The sequence below is a fragment of the Rhizobium sp. RSm-3 genome (assembly GCF_001854685.1).
Taxonomy (GTDB): Bacteria; Pseudomonadota; Alphaproteobacteria; order Rhizobiales; family Rhizobiaceae; genus Rhizobium; species Rhizobium ecuadorense.
This window is the reverse complement of record NZ_MAWZ01000057.1, coordinates 14,656-34,061: the sequence shown is the minus strand read 5'-3', so window position 1 is coordinate 34,061 and position 19,406 is coordinate 14,656. Positions and strand designations below refer to the sequence as shown.

Here is a 19,406-nt window from a genome sequence, read left to right as displayed (position 1 = left end):
TCGAGCCCAAACAGCATCGAGAATGACATGAACCTTCCCAACATTATCCGCCCGGAACATACCTTCATCGGCGTGCCGGCGCCGACGAAATGGCGCGCGCTGCAGGGTATAGCGGATAAGGCGGCCAAGGCTTTCTCCGTCGACGGCCAGTCCATCCTGAAGGCGCTCGAAGCGCGCGAGAAGCTCGGCTCCACCGGGATCGGCAACGGCATCGCCATTCCGCATGCGGCGATCGACGGCATGACCAGCCCGCGCGGCCTGCTCATCCGCTTCGCCCAGCCGCTGGATTTCGAGGCGATCGACGATATCCCGACCGATATCGCTTTCGTGCTGCTCTTCGGGGAAAACAATCGCAGCGAATATCTGAACGTGCTGTCCGCCATCGCGCGGCGGCTGCAATCGGATGGCGTGCTTGCCGCCATGCGCAAGGCAAGAACGGCCGATGAATTTTATTCCGATTTCATCGCCGATTCCAGGGTGTAAAAGAAGCGCGACCCAAAGGTCGCGCCTCCCCGTCTGTAGTCAGACTGTCTTAGAAATCGCGCTGGAAGCGCAGGAAGCCGAACACGTCGTCGTCGCCTTCGTCCTCATCGTGATACTGCACGCTGAGCTTCGAACGCAGGTCTTCGACGATCTGGTAGTCGATCGTGACACCAGTCGTGTAGGCGCTGCCGCCGGTGAAGCCATTGCCGTCAGCTTCGAGAGCGATGTTTTCGAAGTACTGGAAGCCGGGGGTAACCGACCACTTGTCGTTGATCTTCAAGGCGTATTCCGCTGCGATCGTCCATTCGGACTCTTCGTAGTAGTAGTTGGCGCCGCTTGCCCAAATGCCGGCGATGCCGAGCGTGCCCGGGCCGATATCGGCATAGACGATGCCGCGGACCGCGACTTCGCTGGTGTCGGTGTCATAACCGGCCAGCAGGTAGGCGCTGATGGCGCCGGCCTTGTAGGAGACCTGGCCTGCGACACCGAAGTTGTTCGGGCCTTCGCCCGGCTTGGTGGCGTAGTCTTCTTCCAGTTCGTCGACCGAGATGCCGGCCGCGAAAGCGCCCGCCTCGTACTGATAACGGATCGAGTTGTGGGTCGTTTCGTTGCTGGCGAGCGTATCGGTCTCGCCGCTCATGTCATCATCCCACCAGCTGTAAAGCTTACCGACGCGGAAGCCGGCAATATCGATATAGCCTTCATCCAACAGAGCTTCCTGATCGGAAGCATTGTCGGCATTGTAACGCAGCGTCATGACGCCGGTGAGCGTGCCGTACTCGGTGTCGTTCTTGGCCTGGAAAGTGACCTGACCGCGAGTCCAGAAATTGACGTCGGAATCGCCGGAGATATGGTCACCGAAGCGTACTTCGGTACGGATATAACCGCCGATCGAAAGGCATGTTTCCGTTCCCGGAATATAAAAATAGCCGGTCCCGTAGGCGTCGCAAACGCGAACATATTCCACGGGCTCGGGTTCCGCCGCCACGATGGCGTCGGCTGCGCGGGCTCCGGAGGCCGCGGCAAGGGCGGCTACGGAGGCAAAAAGGATAGTTCTGATATTCATTTTCAATGGCCCTAAACAGGTTTGGAATGTGGGGCGCATGGTCAAGGGATGCCCCCACGTAGCGGTCGGAGAATACGACCGCACGGTCGCCATATAGGAATGCACAAGTGTCATCGCGGCAAAATCGGGGCAAAAATCCGCACGACCATGGCGCTTTCATGGAGGAACTGTGGCGGAAAAAACACGGTCCGGCGGCGGACGGTACTGGTCAACAATTGGCCGCGGCCAACTCCGGCACGTCTATTTCAAAATCACCCCTCAAATGGAATGACATTCTAACGATAGGGGAGGAGCGGGAAGAACCTTCGTTTCATTATACGACTGACTTGATAGAGTTAAGACAGAAAACAGGAGGGTTCCCATGCAGACACAACGGCTCACCCGGCTCCTCGCGGCCGCGGTCATGGCGGGCAGCTTCGCGATCGGGAGCATTGCTCCTGCCTTCGCGGATCAGACGCTGCTCAACGTTTCCTACGATCCGACCCGCGAATTGTATAAGGATTTCAATGCCGCCTTTGCCGCCAAGTGGCAAAAGGACAGCGGTGAGACCGTGACGATCCAGGCCTCGCATGGCGGCTCCGGCGCCCAGGCCCGCTCGGTCATCGACGGTCTCGACGCCGATGTCGTCACGCTGGCGCTCGAAGGCGATATCGACGCTATCGCCAAGGCCACCGGTAAGATCCCGGCCGACTGGAAGACGAAATTCCCCAACAATTCGACGCCTTATACGTCGACGATCGTCTTCCTCGTTCGCAAGGGCAACCCGAAGAGCATCAAGGATTGGGGCGACCTGGTCAAGGACGACGTGCAGGTCATCACGCCGAACCCGAAGACCTCCGGCGGCGCCCGCTGGAACTTCCTCGCCGCCTGGGCATGGGCCAAGCAGGCGAATGGCGGCGACGAAGCCAAGGCGCAGGATTACGTCGCCAAGCTGCTGCAGCACGTTCCGGTTCTCGATACCGGCGCCCGCGGCGCCACCACCACCTTCGTCCAGCGCGGCCTCGGCGACGTGCTGCTTGCCTGGGAAAACGAAGCCTATCTCTCGCTCGAGGAACTCGGTCCCGACCAGTTCGAGATCGTCACGCCGACCTTCTCCATCCGCGCCGACCCGCCGGTCGCCATCGTCGACGGCAATGTCGACAAGAAGGGCACGCGCAAGGTCGCCGAAGCCTATCTCAACTACCTCTATTCGGACGAAGGCCAGAAGATCGCCGCCAAGCACTATTACCGGCCGATCAAGCCGGAAGCCGCCGATCCGGCCGATATCGCCCGCTTCCCGAAGCTGACGCTTGCGACCATCGACGACTTCGGCGGCTGGAAAAGCGCACAGCCGAAATTCTTCGGCGACGGCGGGGTATTTGACCAGATCTACAAGCCGGCCCAATAATAGACTTCATGAAAGCACATAGCCCCACGCGGTGGCGGTTCAGGCGGCCGAGTGTCATTCCGGGTTTCGGAATGGCGCTCGGCTTTACCTTGACCTGGCTCACCCTTCTGATCCTCATCCCGCTCTCGGGCCTTGCCGTCCGGTCGAGCGCGCTCGGCTGGGAGAAATTCTGGTCGATCGCGCTCGATCCGCGCACGCTGAACGCGCTGCGCATCAGCTTCGGGAGCGCCTTCATCGCCGCTGTTGTCAATGCCGTCTTCGGCATCCTGCTGGCCTGGGTGCTGGTGCGCTACCGCTTTCCCGGCAAGCGCATCATCGATGCCATGGTCGACCTGCCCTTCGCGCTGCCGACCGCCGTTGCCGGCATCGCGCTGACGACGCTTTATGCGCCGAACGGTTGGATCGGCCAGTTCCTGACGCCGCTCGGCATCAAGATCGCCTTTACGCCTGCCGGCATCGTCGTGGCGCTGATCTTCGTCGGCCTGCCCTTCGTGGTGCGCACCGTGCAGCCGGTGATGGAGGAAATCGACAAGGAGGTGGAGGAAGCCGCAGCGACACTCGGCGCCAACCGCTTCCAGACGATTTTCCGCGTGCTGCTGCCGGGGCTCGCTCCGGCCGTGCTCACCGGCTTTGCGCTCGCCTTTGCCCGCGGCGTCGGCGAATACGGCTCGGTCATCTTCATCGCCGGCAACCTGCCGTTCAAATCGGAGATCGCGCCGCTGCTGATCATCATCAAGCTCGAAGAGTATAATTATGCGGCGGCGACCGGCATTGCGGCGATCATGCTGATCATCTCGTTCTCCATGCTGCTGGTTATAAATCTCATTCAGAGCTGGAGCAGGCGGAGGTACGGCTATGGCGCTTGATGCAACCGCTCAACCGGTGAAGCTGCGTTCGGTCACCACCGAAAACCGGATCGCGCGCTTCACGCTGATCATCGTCTCACTGATCTTCCTGCTGCTGATCCTGCTGCTGCCGCTTGCAGCCGTCTTCGTCGAGGCCTTCCGCAAGGGTGCCGGCCCCTTCATCGAGGCGCTCGGCGATGCCGAAACCTTCTCGGCGATCCGCCTGACGCTGATCGTTGCCGGTGTCAGCGTTCCCCTCAACCTCATCTTCGGGGTTGCCGCCGCCTGGGCGATCGCCAAGTTCGAGTTCAAGGGCAAGGCCTTCCTGACGACGCTGATCGACCTGCCCTTCTCGGTTTCCCCGGTCATATCGGGCTTGGTCTTCGTGCTGCTGTTCGGCGCCAATACCTGGCTCGGCCAGTGGCTCAGCGCCCACGACATCAAGATCCTGTTTGCGGTGCCGGGGCTGATCCTCGCTACCATGTTCGTCACCTTTCCCTTCGTCGCCCGCGAGCTGATCCCGCTGATGCAGGAACAGGGAACGGCCGACGAAGAGGCGGCCCTTTCGCTCGGCGCCAGCGGCTGGCAGACCTTCTGGCACGTGACGCTGCCGAACATCAAATGGGGCCTGCTCTACGGCGTGCTTCTCTGCAACGCCCGCGCCATGGGCGAATTCGGCGCCGTCTCGGTGGTGTCGGGCCATATCCGCGGCCAGACGAACACCATGCCGCTGCAGGTGGAAATTCTCTATAACGAGTATAATTTCACCGGCGCTTTTGCCGTCGCCACGCTTTTGGCCTTGCTGGCGCTCGTCACTCTTGTTTTGAAGACGCTGCTGGAAATGCGCTATAGCGCTGAAATCTCAGCCAGCCGGCGGCACTGAAGGATTTGGAATGGAAGTACGCGTTCAAAACATCCGCAAGGAATTCGATCGTTTTCCGGCACTGCACGATGTCTCGCTCGGCATCCGCTCCGGCGAGCTGATCGCCCTGCTCGGCCCGTCGGGCTCCGGCAAGACGACATTGCTGCGCCTGATCGCCGGTCTCGAAAGCCCGACGGAGGGGCAGATCTTCTTCGGCGACGAGGATGCCTCGAAGAAATCGGTGCAGCAGCGCAATATCGGCTTCGTCTTCCAGCATTATGCCCTGTTTCGCTACATGACGGTGCTCGACAACGTCTCCTTCGGCCTGAGGGTCAGAAACAGCGCGCGGCGGCCCGCCAAGGCCGATATCCGCAAGCGGGCGCTTGAGCTGCTCGACCTCGTGCAGCTCTCCGGCCTGGAAAAACGCTACCCGGCCCAGCTTTCCGGCGGCCAGCGCCAGCGCGTGGCGCTCGCCCGCGCCATGGCCGTCGAGCCGAACGTGCTGCTGCTCGACGAGCCCTTCGGGGCGCTCGACGCCCAGGTGCGCAAGGACCTACGCAAATGGCTGCGCGAGATCCACGACCGCACCGGCCACACCACCGTCTTCGTCACCCACGACCAGGACGAGGCGCTGGAGCTTGCCGACCGCGTCGTCGTCATGAGCCAGGGGGCGATCGAGCAGGTCGGCACGCCTGACGAAGTCTACGACAATCCGAACTCGCCCTTCGTCTTCGGCTTCATCGGCCAGTCGAACTGCCTGCAGGTCGAAATCTCAGAGGGCGACATCCGCTTCGAAGGCCGCTCGCTCGGCCTTAATGCCGAGGGCGAGCCTGATGGCACGGCGCAGCTCTATTTCCGCCCGCATGATGTCAGGCTCTGCGAATCGGCTGAAAACTGCATCGCCGGCCAGCCGGTCTCCAGCCGCCGTGTCGCCGGCACCCGGCACATCGAACTGGATATCGGCAACGACCGCCCGCATATCGAGATCGAGTTGCCGCCGAGCGAGGCCGACAGACTTGACCGCCACCGCGTGGCCTTCAAGCCGACCCGCTGGAAGCTGTTCCGCAGCTGATGGAGGTTGTTGTCACGACCCGCCTCCTCGCAGGACTCTCATGTGGCGAGAGTCCCTTTTGGTTTTTGTGATCTATGGTTGTTTGTATTTTTGTCACATGACGAGTAAAAGATTTTCACGTTAATAAGTAGGACTAATCCCACAGGAGGCACCTTGCGTTGAGGGCGGAGATTTCCTTTGGAAAATCCCTGATCGGGGTTTTGTTCGTAGGACTGGCGGCCACAGGCTGCACAACGACACCGAAACCGGCGGCAACGGCGGCGAAGACGAAGCAACCGGCGAAAGTTACCTTCAACTATACGAACAAGGACCGTGACTGCCTGCAGCGCGCGATGTATTTCGAATCGCAGCATTCGGATGAAGACGGCTACATGGCCGTCGGAACCGTCGTCATGAACCGGCTGACGTCAGGGGCTTATCCCCCGTCGATTTGCGGCGTCGTCGCCCAGGAAAAGCAGTTTGCGCCGGGCGTGATGACGCGCGAAGTCAAGCCGCAGGCCGAAACCGAGCTTGCGACCGCCGCCGATGCGATCCTCAAAGGCGCCCGCCATCCTGCGGTCAAGGATGCGATGTTCTTCCACACCGATGGGCTGAAATTTCCCTACAACAACATGCATTATGTGGCGGTCGCCGGCGGCAATGCCTTCTACGAGAAGCGCGGCGCCGACGGCATGCTCCAAACACCGCCGCCCCTGCCCGCCTATGAGGTGGCGATGAATTATGTGCCTGGTGAAAGCATGCTGCCGCCGCAATTCGAGGCGCTAATCCCCTCGGCCGTTCCGGTTCCTCTACCGGCTCCGGATCCGATGCCGACAGCGAGCACGATGTCGCCGATCAATGCGACGCCCACGGCACGGATGGCGCCCATCGCAAATCCCATGCCGATGCAGATCACGGCGCCGGTGACCTTGCCGGAACCCTCGATCGAACCCGACCCGGGAATGCGGATCGCGATCCCCATCCCCCGCCCCGCTTTTGACAGCGTCATGCTGCGCGGCAGCGTTGAGGCGAACGGCGGCTAAAGCTGTTTCGGTTTTTCGCGAAATAAAGGCGCGCCTTAAGCGCGCTCTTCCCAGACCTTGGCCAGTTCCACGATCGTCTTGACCGCCTTTTCCATATCCTGGCGGCTGACCCATTCGAGCGGCGAGTGGAAGGCATGGCCGCCGGCGAAGATGTTCGGGCATGGCAGGCCCATGAAGGAGAGGCGCGAGCCATCGGTGCCGCCGCGGATGCTGCCGCGCACCGGCGTCATGCCGGCCCGGCGCACCGCTTCGATGGCGTTGTCGACGATCTCGGGGTGCCGGTCGAGCACCACCTTCATGTTGCGATACTGCTCCTTGACCTGGAAATGATAGGCCGAGCCGGGATAGCCCGCCATCACCTTCTTGACGATGGCCTCGAGCATCACCTCCTTTTCAACGAGCCCCTTGTCGGTGAAATCGCGGATGATGAAGCTCAGCGACGCCTTTTCCATCGAGCCGGTCACACCGACCGGATGGATGAAGCCCTGCTTGCCCTCGGTGGTCTCCGGTGCCATCTCCTTCGGCAGCCGGTCGATGATGGCGCCGGCGATCTTGATGGCGTTTTCCATCCGGTCCTTGGCAAAGCCGGGATGGATCGCGACGCCCGAGATGGCGATCTCGACGCCATCGGCCGAGAAGGTCTCGTCCTCGATGTGGCCTGATGTCTCGCCGTCCATCGTATAGGCGAAGTCGGCACCGAGTTTCCTCAAGTCGACCTTGTTGACGCCGCGCCCGACTTCCTCGTCGGGGGTGAACAGGATCTTGATCGTCCCATGCCTTATATCGGGATTGTCGACTAGGAACTGCGCCGCCGTCATGATTTCCGCCAGCCCGGCCTTATCGTCGGCGCCGAGCAAGGTCGTGCCATCGGTGGTGACGATGTCGTTGCCGATCTGGTTATTCAGCTCCGGATGCTCGGAAACCCGGATGAGCCGGCTCGGATCGCCGGTAAGTTTGATGTCGCCGCCGGCATAATTCCGCACGATCTGCGGCTTGACGCCGGTGCCGCTGAAATCGGGCGCCGTATCCATATGCGAGCAGAAACAAATGACCGGCACCGCCTTGTCGCTATTTCCAGGAATGGTCGCATAGACATAACCGTGTTCGTCGAGATGCGCGTCGGCAAGGCCGATCTTCAGCAATTCCTCGACCAGCACCCGGCCGAGATCCTTCTGTTTTTCGGTGGTCGGCTGCGTCGACGAGGCAGGGTCGGATTGGGTGTCGATAACGGTATAACGGAGAAAGCGGTCGAGAACGGTATCGGTCATGGCATCCAGTCCAGCATGATCACCCCAGTGATATAATCCTCCCGGGCGATGCGGCAAAAGATTTTCCGCTCGCAGCGCGCGAGAATCGGCCGTTCATCCCAAACGTTTTCCCTCGCCGTCGAACACATGCAGATATTTCGCCGGGAAGGCCACGTTCACCTTCGGGCCTGCCTTCAGCGCTTCGCGATCGAGCGTGAAAATCTTGAACGGCAGGCCATGCAGGGCAAGATGCAGGATGATGCCGAAGCCGGTGGGTTCGACGAGTTCGACATCGGTGGCGAGGCCCGCCCCGTCATTCGTCATCAGCACATGCTCCGGCCGGATGCCGAGCGTCACCTTGGCGCCATCTTCAAGCGGCAGCGGCTTTGCCAGCGGCACGATCGTGCCGTCCTGCAGCTTGACGCCGCCTTCGACATAGCTCGCCTCGAGGAAATTCATCCCCGGCGAGCCGATGAAGCCGGCAACGAAGAGATTGGCAGGGCGGTCATAAAGTTCCAGCGGACTGCCGACCTGCTGCACCACGCCGCCATGCATGGCGACGATCCGGTCGGCCAGCGTCATCGCCTCGATCTGGTCATGGGTGACGTAGATCGAGGTCGCCTTCAGGTCGCCGTGCAGCTTCTTGATTTCGGCGCGCATCTGTTCGCGCAGGCGCGCATCGAGATTGGAGAGCGGCTCATCGAACAAAAAGGCCTTCGGCTGACGCACGATGGCGCGGCCCATGGCGACGCGCTGGCGCTGGCCGCCGGAAAGCGCCTTCGGCCGCCGTTCGAGCAACGGGTCGAGGCCGAGCTTGCCGGCTGCCGCTGCCACGGCACTTGCTATCTTCTCCTTGGCCGTCTTCCGCAGTTTCAGGCTGTAGCTCATATTGCCGGCGACGTTCATATGCGGATAGAGCGCATAGGACTGGAACACCATGGCGATGTCGCGGTCCTTCGGATGCAGCTCGTTCACCCGGGCGCCTGAAATGCGGATCTCGCCTGATGTGACATCCTCCAGCCCGGCGATCATGCGCAAGAGCGTTGATTTGCCGCAGCCGGAGGGGCCCACGAGCACGACGAACTCGCCGTCCTTGATCTCAAGGTCGACGCCGTGCAGCACCTGCACATGGCCATAGGCTTTACGGATATTCTGGATATCGATCGATGCCATTTGTTTAACCCTTGACCGCGCCGGCCGTCAGGCCCTGGACGAGATAACGCTGGATGAGCAGGAAGAAGAGGCCGGCCGGAATGAGCGCCATGACGCCCGCCGCCATCATCTGCCCGAAATCCACCGAGAATTTCGAAACGAAGGTGAGCAGCCCGACCGGGAAGGTCGCCGCGTCATTGCCGTTGATCAGCATCAGCGCGAAGAGCAACTCGCTCCAGGCGGCGGTGAAGACGAAACCCAGCGTGGCGGCAATCCCCGGCAGCGTCAGCGGCAGAATGATCTGGCGAAACGCCGTGAACTGCGTCGCCCCATCGATCATCGCCGCCTCTTCCAGATCCTTGGGAATGCCGTCGAAGAAGGACTGCATCAGGAAGGTGGCGAAGGGCACGTTGAAGGCGGTGTAGACGATGACCAGCCCGGCCAGGCTGTTGGTCAGATGCAAGGGCGACAGGATCTTGAAGATCGGTGCCACCAGCATGACGAGCGGGAACATCTGGGTCAGCAGCATCAGCGCGACGATCCAGTATTTTGCCCGGAAATTGAAGCGCGACAGCGCGTAGCCGGAGAGCGAGGCGCAGATCGTCACGGTCACCGCCGTCGAGGCCGAGACGATCAGGCTGTTTTTGAAGAAGGTCGGAAAGGCGCTGTGCTGCAGCACGAAGGCATAGTGATCCCAGGTCGTGCGCGAGGGCCACATGCGCACGCCTTCGCTATAAAGCAAGTCGTTCGGCGTCACCGAGACCTTGAGCAGCCAGAACAGCGGGAAGAGCGCGAAAGCGATATAGCAGAGGATCGCCAGACGGTGCGCGACGGTGGGGATGACGGATCGTCTCATCGGCTCAATCCTTGTTCAGCAGCGTCTGCCGCAGCAGGATGATCAGCATCGAATAGGCAAGCAGCAGCGCGAGCAGCACCAGCGCGATCGCCGAGGCATAACCGAAATCGAGTCGTTTGAACGCGGTGGTGAAGATATAGCTTGCGACGATCTGCGTCCGGTCGGCCGGCCCGCCATTGGTCATGACGACGATGAGATCGGCAAAATTGGAGATCCAGACGGTACGCAACAGCACGGTAATGGCGATGGTCGGCGCCAGAAACGGCAGGGTGATCGAGCGGAAGCGCTGGAACCAGCCGGCGCCGTCGATCGACGCCGCCTCGTAAAGATCGCGCGGGATCGCCTGCAGGGCGGCCAGCAGCGTGATGGCGAAGAAGGGAATGCCCCACCAGACATTGGCGACGATCGGCCCCCACATCGCATAATTGGGATCGGAAAGGATATTGCCCGGCTCATGCATCAGCCCGAGCCCGAAGAGCCAGTGCGGGATCGGCCCGATGACCGGATTGAACAGCCAGGCCCAGTTGAGGCCGGCAAGAAAGGACGGCACGGCCCAGGGCAGGAAGACCAGCGCCTGCGCGATCGCCCGGCCCGGGAACGGCTTGTCGAGCAAAAGCGCCAGGCTGAGCCCGAAGACGAACTGCAGGACGACGGAAGCGCCGGTCCACCAGAGCGTGTTCCGCAGCGCCCCGTAAAAGGCCGCATCACCCGCAAGCTCGCGGAAATGCTCGAGCCCGATGAAGCCGCCGGAAAACGGGTTGAGCAGCTGGATGTCGCGGAAGGCGTAGGAAACACCCAAGGTCAGCGGCACCAGCATCACCGCGATGATCAGGATCAGCGACGGCGCGCTGTAGAGATAGGGTTCCGAAGCGTCGGCAAGACGACGCAGCCATGGCCTGCGGTCGCGACGCATGTCGAGCATATCGGCGGAAATGGTCATCAGTGCGTAATTTCCATTGTCTACCCGGTCGGGAATTGGTGATGTTTCTGAATGGAGAGACCGGAGCCCCCTCATCCGACCCCTCGGGCCACCTTCTCCCCGCTGGGGAGAAGGGGAAAGCGGCGCCGCCACGAGTCTCTTCTCCCCTCGGGGGTCCGAAGGACGGGTCGAGACCAGTGGCTCGACCCAGGTAAAGGTGCCGGCAGGCGGATGAGGGGGCTTCAATCTCAAAGCCCTCTATCTTTATTTCTTCGACAAGAACTTCTGCTGCGCCTTGGTCAGATAGTCCGCCCACTGGTCGGCCAGATCCTTCGCCGAGATATCGCCGAGCAAGGCTTGCTGCGAGGTCTTGATCGCCAGCGAATCCTTGAAGAAGGCGAATTCTTCGAGGTAGGTCGGCATCACCGTCGGCACCGTGTTCGGATCCGCCAGTTCCTCGAACCAGCCCTTGAACTGGTCGCCGGCATAGAAGGGATCCTTCTCGGCTGCCGTATAGGCCGGCAGGGCGCCGATGCGCTTGTTCCACTCGATATTGCCTTCCGGCCCTTCGAGGGTGGCGATCAGCTTCCAGGAGAGATCCTTGTTGCCGCTGGTCGAAAACATCGACCAGCCGCCGTAGCCGATGGTCGGGAAGGACTTGCCGTCAGGCCCCTTCGGCAGCGGCATGACGCCGAAATCTTCCTTCTTCATGCGTTCGGCGATGGCGATCAGCGCATCCGGATCCTGATCGAGGAAGGCGCAGGTGCCGGAATAGAAGCCGGCGACGACTTCGTTGAAGCCCCAGTTGACGCTGTCCTTCGGCGCATAGCCCTTCTTGTAGAGATCGACCATCCATTCGATGCCCTTGGCCCAGCCGGGGCTGTTCATCGTCGAGGTGCCGTCCTCGTTGAAGTATTTGTTGGAGCCGGCCATCGAGGCGGCGAAAATCATCCAGCCGTTGAGGCCGCCGGCACCGCCGCGCATGCAGTAGCCGTATTTGCCCGACAGTTTGGAGACCTTTTCCGAAGCGGCGGTGAATTCCTCCAGCGTCTTCGGCGGCGCTGCGACACCGGCTTCCGAAAGCAGCTTCTTGTTGTAGAACATCGCCCTCAAATAGAAGCCATAGGGCAGCATATAGGCGGTGTTCTTGACGTCGCGGCCGAGTTCGAGGGCGCGCGGCGTCAGTTCCTTGGTGTGCTCCCACTTTTCGAGATAGGGCTCGAGGCTTTCGAGCATGCCGTTATTGGCATAGAGCGACAGCCATGTGTCGGGCATCTCCATCACATCGGGCACGTCGCCGGCCGACACCATGGTTGCGAACTTCTGGAAGGCTTCGTTCCAGGGCAGCGAGATGATGTCGACCTTGGTGCCGGGATTGGCGGCCTCGAACTTGCCGACGATCGATTTCAGCGTTTCGGTGCGCTCCGGGCTGGTGATGACTTCGACAAGCTTGAGCGTGGTGTCGGCAAAGGCGGTGCCCGCCATCATCGAAGCAAAGAGCGTCGAGATTATTAGTTTTTTCATGCTCAGTTCCCCCTTTTAGGTTTCTCGGGTTTCAGGATTGCGGGGCGGCGGCGAGCGCCTCCTCGATGTCTCTCCACAGGGCCTCGGTTCCTTCGAGGCCGACATGGAGGCGTACGGATCGCGCATGGATGCCGAAGGCATGTGCGGAATTCGGCTGTGCCTTCTGCTGCAGCACCACCTCGCCCGGTACGATCAGGCTTTCATGTCCACCCCAGCTTACACCCAATTTGAAGAGCTTGAGGTGATCGGCGAAGGCGCGGATATCGACACCCTCGCGGAAGATGAAGGAAAACAGGCCCGAGGTGCCGTTGAGCCCGGCGGGCAAACGGTTGGCGAGGCCGGGATGGCAGACCGTCTCGACCACCTCGAGCTTCTGCAGGCGCCGGGCGATTTCAAGCGCCGACGCCTCATGCGCCCGCATGCGCAGCGGCAGGGTGCGCAGGCCGCGGATGAGCAGCCAGGCGTCGAAGGGCGAAAGCTTGCCGCCGAGATAGGGATAGGCCTCGGCCTTGATGCGCGCGATCATGTCCTTCGAGCCGGCGACGATGCCCGCCACGACATCGCTATGGCCGCCGAGATATTTCGAGGCCGAATGAATGACGAGATCGACGCCGAGCGTCAGCGGCCGCTGGAAGAACGGGCTCGCCCAGCTGTTGTCGATCATCGAGACGACGCCGTGCCGCTTGGCCAGCGCCGCGAGCGCGCCGACATCATGCGCCTCCATCACCCAGCTCGTCGGGCTTTCCAGGTAGAGAAGCTTGGCGCCGGGCAGCGCGCTGGCAACCGCCTCCTCGTCGCGCCCGTCGACATAGGTCACCTCGATCTTCATCCGCTTCAGGATGGTACCGAACAGGCGGAAGGCATCGGGATAGACGTGTTTGACGGCAACGATCCTGTCGCCCGGCTCGACGAAGCTCAGCACGGAAGACGAGATCGCCGCCATGCCGCTGGCAAAACCCAGCGCATCTTCAGCGCCTTCGAGCTTGGCCAGCATTTCCTCGAAGGCCCGCACCGTCGGGTTCAACCCGCGCGTATAGGTCGGCCGTACCTTCTCGCCGCGATAGACGGTGATCATCTCGTCATAATCGGAAAAGGTGAAAAGCGAGGTCTGGAAGATCGGCGGCACGACCGCATCGGCGAAATTGCCGTCGTCATGGGCGGTGATGATGGAGGCAAGATCGAACGGGTCGGCGCCGCTGCTCATTTGGACATTTCCTTGATGTCTTCCTCGACGATGTCGAGAATTTTCAATGTTTCCGCGCGCGCCGCCTCGGCATCCCCGGCAGCGATGGCGTTGAAAAGGGTGCGGTGAAAGGGAAAGGACCGGCGGGCGAAATCCTGCCGGTCGAAGGGATGTTCCCAGAAGCGCTCGAAGGTCTCGCGCATCTGCTCGAGAAGCTGGCGAAACAGCGGATTGTGGGTGGCGTCGTAGACGGCGAGATGGAAGGCCAGATCCTCCGGCCCTGAGGTGCCCTTCTCCAGATGCACCCGCTCCATCTCGTTGAGTTTCTCCTCGATGACGACGAGATCCTTTGCGGTGCGCCGTCTAGCTGCGACCATGCCCGCTTCGCATTCGATGCCGCGGCGAACCTCCAGGGTCTGCAGCAGCGCATCGCGCAGATGCACCGCATCGAACGACAGCGGCATATGGATCGTTGCCCGGGACACCGGCTTCAGCAGATAGGTGCCGCTGCCCTTGCGCGTCTCGATCACCCCAAGCGCCTGAAAATGCCGGATCGCCTCGCGAATGGTCGAACGCCCGACCGCAAGGGCCGCCATCAGCTCCCGCTCCGCCGGCAGCCGATCACCGGCCTGCAGGCGCGCATCCTCGACATAGTCCGCCAGCGCATCGGTCACCTGACGCGCGCGGTCCATGGCGGGAAGCGGCCGGATCACCGGCCTATCGCTAAGCTTTGCCTTCATGGTTCCCCATTTTCTTATCAGGCAGTCAGGCCATGAAATTGGTCTGACATCTTAGCATTTCTCAAAGATGGGAAGGCGTCAAGGGGTGTTGCATCAGCATCTCATCCGCCCCTCCAAAATGTCCTTTTCCACCTCCGAATCGGCGTCGTCGCCCGGAGAGCAACAGATGAAGCTGGGTTTCGTTTAGAGCTTGAACAAGGCCAGCAATCCACGGCCGCGGGTGGTCGGCCTCATTCCATCCTGAATCTGGCGTGGCAGGTCGCGCAGGTCTGAAGCATAAGGTGGAACGCGTGTTCCGCCGGCATTTCCGACAGCTCCTGCTCGTTGCGGACGTGAGTGCCTAAGGGGCCGCCGCCCATGGGCTCTCCAGGCTTCATGCGCATGCTCGCGGGCATCGGTCCAGGATTTTTCTCCGCCGCGGCGTCCAGCGCGACGGCGTAGTCGCGCAGATCGTTCGCCATACGGTCGAACCGGTCGCGCTCCTCCAAGATGTTCGGTTTGGCCTTCGACTGCGGGCCGGCGGCCTCGATTGCGAAGTGTCCGGCGAGGACGACGCCCGATTTATCGCGGATGGTGTCGGCCGCCCACCTGAACTCGACGGCTTTATAGCTCGCCGGATCCTTGAACATGCCGGAGATCGACTTCGCCGCGGCGGCCATGGCCTTCATGTCCGCCTGCCGAAGGACAACAACATCCTCGGCGGCCGACGACGGGACTGCCGTCATCAAAAGCGCTGCCATGATGGAAAGCAGTCCGACGTTGTTCGTGCAAGTGGTCTGTCTCATCAACGCTGCGGTCCAACCCGCCCCTTTGTCACCGCTACGGATATCCTTTGCTTCACCGGATATCCGTTCCTATTTGGGCAGCAAAAGGGCGGGCGCCTTCCCAATTAAGCCGCCATCTTGCGGCAGCTATCGGCGCAGCGGCGGCAGGCGTCGACGCAGCTCTGCATGTCGCCGATCCGTTTGCAGTCCTCGGCGCACTGGGCGCAGATTTCGGCGCATTCCCGGCAGACATGCTTGGCTCGGAGCCGATCAGCATGAAATGCGCGGAGGTCCGACAGATCTCCGCGCAGGCCATTATCAGCTTGAAGTGCGCGGGCTTCGTGTGCTCTCCGCCCAGTTCAAGGCAATGGCCCATGGCCATCGACAGGCATTCGCCGTAGCAGGCCAGGCAGTTGTCGATGCAGGCCTTCATTTCAGTCGACATATGATGCATGGCGGCATCTCCTATTTGGCTTCCTTGTCCACCCACTTGGACATCTCTTCGATCTCCTTCTTCTGGGCTTCGATGATCTTCCGGGCCATCTGCTTGGCCTCGTCGTTGTCGCCGTACTTGAGCTCAACCTCCGACATGCTGATCGCGCCCATGTGGTGGGCGATCATGCCGCAGACGAAGGAGAGGTCGGCGTCCTTCTTCATCATCCCCTGCATCATGTTCATGTGCATGTCCTTCATGCCTTCCATCGACGCCTTCTGGTAGTCGGTCATCTCGCCCATCTGCATGCCGCCTGACGGCATGTCCGCCTTTGACATGCCCATGCCCTGGGACTTGCATTTCTCCGGATAGGCCGTCGTCGACTGGGCGGAAGCGCCCGATGGAAGGATTGCAAAGGACGCAGCGGTGGCAACCGCGCAAGCGGCTAGTTTGGAGAGCATATTCATGATCGTGCTCCGATATCTGATTGAAGATGGATTGGGTCTTATGCAGCCGAGCTTCGGGGCGGCGGATCGATCGCGCGGATCAGCAGCAGCGGCCGGTAGCCGACCGGCTTCGTTTCGTGCCGACCCGGCTCCAGGCGCGGCGCCGCAACCGCGGCGAGTTCCGGAAGGATCGGACAGCAGTGCGTCGTCGAACAGCACAAGGTCCGCTGCCCGCACTCATCTCCGCCATGGCGATGATGCTCCACCGCAACGGCACAGCGCTGAATTTGAACGGCGGAAGACGCAAGGGCCACGCCGAAAGGCGCCGTCACCAATAGGGCGACGACGACGATCTGAGCGTGGCGGAATATGCTCCCAAGTTTCATTCGGCTGGATTTCCCTTTTGCCATAGAACCGTACGGCAGCAGAATTGTTCCCCGTGCCGGATGATCTATGGCGGGCAGCCGCTTAGGAAATTGGCCGATGAGGAAGCATTAACTGACGCCGGTTAGTCTGCGCCTCTTCCGGGAGGGGCTCGATGAAAGCTGGCTATTCTTTGACCCAGATAGGACTTCACTGGCTGGTCGCCCTCCTGGTGCCGGTCCAGTACCTGACGGGCGGCAGCATCGAAAGAACCCACCACGCCGTCCACATGGGCATGACCCCGTCGCACTGGGATGTTGTCCAGCACCACCTCCACAACTACGCGGGAATGGCGATCGGCCTGCTGATGGGCATCAGGCTGGCTCTTCGTATCATCCAGCCGCCGCAGACACGCCCTTCCGGCACATGGGCCGGGCGGGTCGCAGCGGTACTTCATCACGCCTTCTACGCAGCGATCATCGCGCAGGCCTGCATGGGATTCGTCGCAAGCTATTTCTGGTTCGGGATCGCGCCGTACCACGTCGTGGGGTCGAGGGTCATCCTGGGGATGGTCGCCCTGCATCTCGCCGCGGCGGCCTGGCACACGCTCATCGCCCGTGACGAGACGGTCGACCGGATGGTGTTTCCGCGCCGAAAGCGGTCAGCCCAGGAACTGTGATATGGCCGGCGTCGACACGATTTAGCGGCCCGTCTTGGCGACGACCCGAGGATCGTGAAGCTGTGCACAACGTTATATTCGCGCCACATAAAGGACTCGAACATCGACGAGACGTTGTCCTAATTGAAATTGCGCTGCTTTGCATGTAGTTCGTTGGAAATGGGCAAGATGTACCGAATCACAGTGAGCAGGCTGCTCATGATGATGCGGCTGGTGATCATCGTATCACTGGCGGGGTACTCGCTGTCGAACGCCAACGCAGCGATGCATGGCTCCTCGTTCCCCGAGCTGAAGGTCGCCGTCTCGGACATCACACCATCCGACGAGGGCCATGACATGACGGAAGCGGCCCATCACGGCCATTCGCATGGCGATGTATCCGACGTATCCCATGATGGCGACGGTGCATCCAAGCTCGTCAAGCAGGAATGCTGCAAGGACTTCTGCGGCGGCTTTGGCATCATCTGTGAAGGCCCCGACGTCGGCGGACCCGTCGTGACCTCAATCCGCCAGTTCGCCGACGACCGTACCGCCCTTGGCGAACTGCCGGCTCTCCACCGTCCCCCGAATATCTGATTAGAGACGCACCCGCTTGACGGGTCCAGTCGGTCGCCTGCCCGTATCTGGGCGAGCGCCCGGTAGGCTATCTCTTTTTCGGACATTTCATAATGAAACCCTCGCTTTTCTTGGTGGGGCTGCCGCTTGTCATCGGCGGCTGCTCCACACTTCCTCCCGACGTGGTGGCCTCTGCCGCCGCAGTCGAACAGCCGCCCGCGCGCGCCGTGGCATACCGCTCGCCGATCTCCGGCTACACCATCAGACAGCCTGTCGATCCCAAGCCATGGCGCAGACAGAACGATCTGCAGGCTCCGGCCAAGGGAGACGCCTCGTGATCGACCTCAGAAAATTGACGACGGCATTGGCATTCCCGCTGGTGCTGAGCGGCTGCGTCACAGGCGCCGAGTATTCCGGCAAGGAGGCAGGCTTCACGGCCGTTTCCAACAAGACCGCCATTGTCACGGCGAAAGAGACCGTCTGGATCCAGAGCCAGAGCCAGGCCCGGTCGGCGTCCGCGCAGGTCAAAAGCCTGCTCGCTCGAAACAAGTCCCTCGACGTCGAGACGGCGGTCCAGATCGCCCTCCTGAACAACAAGGGCCTGCAGGTCGTCTACGCCGATCTGGGTGACAGCGCTGCCGACGCCTGGCAGTCGACGATGTTCATCAATCCGACTGCCTCCATCGGCACGACGGGAATGGGGACGCCGGAACTGGAGGCGTTCAAGACCATCGAGGGGATGATCGCGACCAACATCCTGGCGCTTGCGACCAGGAACCGGGACATAGCGATCGCCGATACTCGTTTCCGGCAGGCACAGTTGATCGCAGCCGTGCGAACGCTCCAGGTCGCCGCCAATACGCGGCGTGCCTGGATCGGGGCGGTGGCGGGCTGGGAGAACGTCGGCCAGCTCCAGCGCGCCCAGGCCGCGGCGGACGCGGCTTCCGAACTCGCCGAAAAGCTGGGCGAGACCGGGGCGATGACCAAGGGTGCCCAAGCCCGCGAGCACGTGTTCGTCGCTGAACTCGCCGGAGAGACCGCGAAGGCCCGCCTGTCGGCCCGTCTCGCCAAGGAAGAACTGACCCGGCTCATGGGCCTCTGGGGCATGGATCTGGACTATCAGATTCCAAACAGCTTGCCGCCGCTGCCCAGGTCCGTCGCCAAAAGGGACACTATCGAGGCCGAGGCGCTCCGAAACCGGATAGACCTCCAGGTCGCGAAGCTCGAACTCGAGGTCACCGCCAAGTCCTACGGCCTCACCGAAGCGACCCGTTATGTCACCGACCTCGAAATCCTGACCGGTTTCGAAACGGAACGGGAAATCGAGGACGACGAGAAGAAGACAAGGACGACCGCGCAGGTCGAGCTGCAGTTTTCGATCCCGATCTTCGACACCGGCAAGGCCCGTATGCGCAAGGCCGAGGTGGCGTACATGCGTGCGGCGAACCAGCTTGCGGAGAAGGCCGTCAACGTCCGCTCGGAAGCGCGCTCCGCCTACGAGGCTTACCGCTCGAACTACGACATCGCGCGGCATTACCGCAATAATGTCGTGCCGCTGCGCACCAAGGTCGAGGAAGAATCCCTGCTGACCTACAATGGCATGATTTCGAACACCTTCGAGCTGCTCACCGATACCCGCGACAAGATCAACTCCATCCTGCTCTCCGTCAACGCGAAGCGCGATTTCTGGCTGGCCGAAGCCAACCTCGCGCCGGCGATCTACGGCGGCGGCGCGACGAACGCGTCGGCAGAGACCGAGGTCGCCGCTGCTTCCGAAAGCAGCGGTGGCGGCGGCCATTGAGAAAGGA

21 protein-coding genes and 1 pseudogene are annotated in these 19,406 nt (G+C 61.6%); 10 read left to right on the top strand and 12 right to left on the bottom strand.

All coding sequences use genetic code 11. From position 1 onward, the window contains the following. The first annotated feature begins 27 nt into the window (after positions 1-27). Positions 28-483: a PTS sugar transporter subunit IIA gene (locus tag BBJ66_RS27370; RefSeq protein WP_071091335.1), complete on the top strand. Its 456-nt coding sequence runs from the start codon at positions 28-30 to the stop codon at positions 481-483. A gap of 49 nt (positions 484-532) precedes the next feature. On the opposite strand, the gene BBJ66_RS27365 is transcribed toward BBJ66_RS27370, so the two are convergent. Next, positions 533-1,549 (bottom strand): porin, encoded by a 1,017-nt coding sequence (locus BBJ66_RS27365; RefSeq protein ID WP_049732915.1) that lies wholly within the window; start codon positions 1,547-1,549, stop codon positions 533-535. A gap of 361 nt (positions 1,550-1,910) precedes the next feature. Here BBJ66_RS27365 and BBJ66_RS27360 point away from each other — a divergent pair, with 361 nt between their 5' ends. The 5 genes from BBJ66_RS27360 to BBJ66_RS27340 all read left to right on the top strand — a co-directional run bounded on the left by BBJ66_RS27360 (position 1,911) and on the right by BBJ66_RS27340 (position 6,737). Then, positions 1,911-2,936, top strand: coding sequence for a sulfate ABC transporter substrate-binding protein (locus BBJ66_RS27360; RefSeq protein ID WP_071091332.1), 1,026 nt, complete (start codon positions 1,911-1,913; stop codon positions 2,934-2,936). 8 nt (positions 2,937-2,944) lie between these two features. Continuing rightward, positions 2,945-3,802 carry a sulfate ABC transporter permease subunit CysT gene (gene cysT / locus BBJ66_RS27355; protein WP_049732917.1) on the top strand — a complete coding sequence of 286 codons (858 nt, stop codon included), beginning with the start codon at positions 2,945-2,947 and terminating at the stop codon, positions 3,800-3,802. Beyond that, the gene (gene cysW, locus BBJ66_RS27350; RefSeq protein ID WP_049732918.1) at positions 3,792-4,664 is read left to right on the top strand and encodes a sulfate ABC transporter permease subunit CysW; all 873 of its coding nucleotides are present in this window, start codon (positions 3,792-3,794) and stop codon (positions 4,662-4,664) included. The genes cysT and cysW overlap by 11 nt, the downstream gene beginning before the upstream one ends. 10 nt (positions 4,665-4,674) lie before the next feature. Then, on the top strand, positions 4,675-5,715 hold the full coding sequence (locus tag BBJ66_RS27345; RefSeq protein ID WP_049732919.1) for a sulfate/molybdate ABC transporter ATP-binding protein: 1,041 nt from the start codon (positions 4,675-4,677) through the stop codon (positions 5,713-5,715). Between the two features lie 158 nt (positions 5,716-5,873). Next, the gene (locus tag BBJ66_RS27340; RefSeq protein ID WP_049732920.1) at positions 5,874-6,737 is read left to right on the top strand and encodes a cell wall hydrolase; all 864 of its coding nucleotides are present in this window, start codon (positions 5,874-5,876) and stop codon (positions 6,735-6,737) included. Between the two features lie 35 nt (positions 6,738-6,772). On the opposite strand, the gene pepT is transcribed toward BBJ66_RS27340, so the two are convergent. The 11 genes and pseudogenes from pepT to BBJ66_RS27285 all read right to left on the bottom strand — a co-directional run bounded on the left by pepT (position 6,773) and on the right by BBJ66_RS27285 (position 16,387). Continuing rightward, positions 6,773-8,005, bottom strand: a complete 1,233-nt coding sequence (gene pepT / locus BBJ66_RS27335) for a peptidase T (RefSeq protein WP_071091329.1) — start codon at positions 8,003-8,005, stop codon at positions 6,773-6,775. A 93-nt stretch (positions 8,006-8,098) separates the two neighbouring features. Then, entirely contained in the window at positions 8,099-9,157 is a 1,059-nt protein-coding gene (locus BBJ66_RS27330) for an ABC transporter ATP-binding protein (RefSeq protein ID WP_049732922.1), read from the bottom strand. Positions 9,158-9,161: 4 nt separating this feature from the next. Then, positions 9,162-9,992 (bottom strand): carbohydrate ABC transporter permease, encoded by an 831-nt coding sequence (locus BBJ66_RS27325; protein WP_049732923.1) that lies wholly within the window; start codon positions 9,990-9,992, stop codon positions 9,162-9,164. Between the two features lie 4 nt (positions 9,993-9,996). Then, the gene (locus tag BBJ66_RS27320; protein WP_071091326.1) at positions 9,997-10,932 is read right to left on the bottom strand and encodes a carbohydrate ABC transporter permease; all 936 of its coding nucleotides are present in this window, start codon (positions 10,930-10,932) and stop codon (positions 9,997-9,999) included. A 243-nt stretch (positions 10,933-11,175) separates the two neighbouring features. After that, the gene (locus BBJ66_RS27315; protein WP_071091323.1) at positions 11,176-12,435 is read right to left on the bottom strand and encodes an ABC transporter substrate-binding protein; all 1,260 of its coding nucleotides are present in this window, start codon (positions 12,433-12,435) and stop codon (positions 11,176-11,178) included. A gap of 31 nt (positions 12,436-12,466) precedes the next feature. Then, positions 12,467-13,639 (bottom strand): PLP-dependent transferase, encoded by a 1,173-nt coding sequence (locus BBJ66_RS27310; protein WP_071091320.1) that lies wholly within the window; start codon positions 13,637-13,639, stop codon positions 12,467-12,469. Beyond that, positions 13,636-14,358 (bottom strand): FadR/GntR family transcriptional regulator, encoded by a 723-nt coding sequence (locus BBJ66_RS27305; protein WP_049732927.1) that lies wholly within the window; start codon positions 14,356-14,358, stop codon positions 13,636-13,638. Before BBJ66_RS27305 ends, BBJ66_RS27310 begins: the two co-directional genes overlap by 4 nt. Before the next feature lie 230 nt (positions 14,359-14,588). Beyond that, positions 14,589-15,143, bottom strand: coding sequence for a cytochrome c (locus tag BBJ66_RS27300; RefSeq protein WP_071091317.1), 555 nt, complete (start codon positions 15,141-15,143; stop codon positions 14,589-14,591). Positions 15,144-15,247: 104 nt separating this feature from the next. Beyond that, positions 15,248-15,576: pseudogene (locus BBJ66_RS27295) on the bottom strand (four-helix bundle copper-binding protein). Positions 15,577-15,587: 11 nt separating this feature from the next. Continuing rightward, on the bottom strand, positions 15,588-16,022 hold the full coding sequence (gene copM / locus BBJ66_RS27290; protein ID WP_049732930.1) for a CopM family metallochaperone: 435 nt from the start codon (positions 16,020-16,022) through the stop codon (positions 15,588-15,590). A gap of 38 nt (positions 16,023-16,060) precedes the next feature. Beyond that, a complete protein-coding gene (locus BBJ66_RS27285) occupies positions 16,061-16,387 on the bottom strand; it encodes a hypothetical protein (protein WP_071091314.1) in 327 nt (108 codons plus the stop codon). Between the two features lie 152 nt (positions 16,388-16,539). Between BBJ66_RS27285 and BBJ66_RS27280 the strand changes: the two genes are divergently transcribed. From BBJ66_RS27280 to BBJ66_RS27265, 4 genes are all read left to right on the top strand, one after another. Continuing rightward, entirely contained in the window at positions 16,540-17,043 is a 504-nt protein-coding gene (locus BBJ66_RS27280; RefSeq protein WP_071091311.1) for a cytochrome b, read from the top strand. A gap of 168 nt (positions 17,044-17,211) precedes the next feature. Further along, complete coding sequence (locus BBJ66_RS27275) at positions 17,212-17,619, top strand: hypothetical protein (RefSeq protein ID WP_071091308.1); 408 nt, start codon at positions 17,212-17,214, stop codon at positions 17,617-17,619. 92 nt (positions 17,620-17,711) lie between these two features. Further along, positions 17,712-17,936 carry a hypothetical protein gene (locus tag BBJ66_RS27270; RefSeq protein WP_049732933.1) on the top strand — a complete coding sequence of 75 codons (225 nt, stop codon included), beginning with the start codon at positions 17,712-17,714 and terminating at the stop codon, positions 17,934-17,936. Further along, positions 17,933-19,399: a TolC family protein gene (locus tag BBJ66_RS27265; RefSeq protein WP_071091305.1), complete on the top strand. Its 1,467-nt coding sequence runs from the start codon at positions 17,933-17,935 to the stop codon at positions 19,397-19,399. Before BBJ66_RS27270 ends, BBJ66_RS27265 begins: the two co-directional genes overlap by 4 nt. Positions 19,400-19,406: the final 7 nt, after the last annotated feature.

Excerpts from the sequence above, each read along its gene's own strand:
- BBJ66_RS27305 (WP_049732927.1), bottom strand. The coding sequence starts at position 14,358 with ATGAAGGCAAAGCTTAGCGATAGGCCGGTGATCCGGCCGCTTCCCGCC.
- BBJ66_RS27345 (WP_049732919.1), top strand. The coding sequence starts at position 4,675 with ATGGAAGTACGCGTTCAAAACATCCGCAAGGAATTCGATCGTTTTCCG.
- BBJ66_RS27300 (WP_071091317.1), bottom strand. The coding sequence starts at position 15,143 with ATGAGACAGACCACTTGCACGAACAACGTCGGACTGCTTTCCATCATG.
- BBJ66_RS27310 (WP_071091320.1), bottom strand. The coding sequence starts at position 13,639 with ATGAGCAGCGGCGCCGACCCGTTCGATCTTGCCTCCATCATCACCGCC.
- BBJ66_RS27275 (WP_071091308.1), top strand. The coding sequence starts at position 17,212 with ATGTACCGAATCACAGTGAGCAGGCTGCTCATGATGATGCGGCTGGTG.
- BBJ66_RS27285 (WP_071091314.1), bottom strand. The coding sequence starts at position 16,387 with ATGAAACTTGGGAGCATATTCCGCCACGCTCAGATCGTCGTCGTCGCC.
- BBJ66_RS27365 (WP_049732915.1), bottom strand. The coding sequence starts at position 1,549 with ATGAATATCAGAACTATCCTTTTTGCCTCCGTAGCCGCCCTTGCCGCG.
- BBJ66_RS27270 (WP_049732933.1), top strand. The coding sequence starts at position 17,712 with ATGAAACCCTCGCTTTTCTTGGTGGGGCTGCCGCTTGTCATCGGCGGC.
- BBJ66_RS27370 (WP_071091335.1), top strand. The coding sequence starts at position 28 with ATGAACCTTCCCAACATTATCCGCCCGGAACATACCTTCATCGGCGTG.
- pepT (WP_071091329.1), bottom strand. The coding sequence starts at position 8,005 with ATGACCGATACCGTTCTCGACCGCTTTCTCCGTTATACCGTTATCGAC.
- BBJ66_RS27320 (WP_071091326.1), bottom strand. The coding sequence starts at position 10,932 with ATGACCATTTCCGCCGATATGCTCGACATGCGTCGCGACCGCAGGCCA.
- copM (WP_049732930.1), bottom strand. The coding sequence starts at position 16,022 with ATGAATATGCTCTCCAAACTAGCCGCTTGCGCGGTTGCCACCGCTGCG.
- BBJ66_RS27330 (WP_049732922.1), bottom strand. The coding sequence starts at position 9,157 with ATGGCATCGATCGATATCCAGAATATCCGTAAAGCCTATGGCCATGTG.
- BBJ66_RS27315 (WP_071091323.1), bottom strand. The coding sequence starts at position 12,435 with ATGAAAAAACTAATAATCTCGACGCTCTTTGCTTCGATGATGGCGGGC.
- BBJ66_RS27360 (WP_071091332.1), top strand. The coding sequence starts at position 1,911 with ATGCAGACACAACGGCTCACCCGGCTCCTCGCGGCCGCGGTCATGGCG.
- cysT (WP_049732917.1), top strand. The coding sequence starts at position 2,945 with ATGAAAGCACATAGCCCCACGCGGTGGCGGTTCAGGCGGCCGAGTGTC.
- cysW (WP_049732918.1), top strand. The coding sequence starts at position 3,792 with ATGGCGCTTGATGCAACCGCTCAACCGGTGAAGCTGCGTTCGGTCACC.
- BBJ66_RS27280 (WP_071091311.1), top strand. The coding sequence starts at position 16,540 with ATGAAAGCTGGCTATTCTTTGACCCAGATAGGACTTCACTGGCTGGTC.
- BBJ66_RS27325 (WP_049732923.1), bottom strand. The coding sequence starts at position 9,992 with ATGAGACGATCCGTCATCCCCACCGTCGCGCACCGTCTGGCGATCCTC.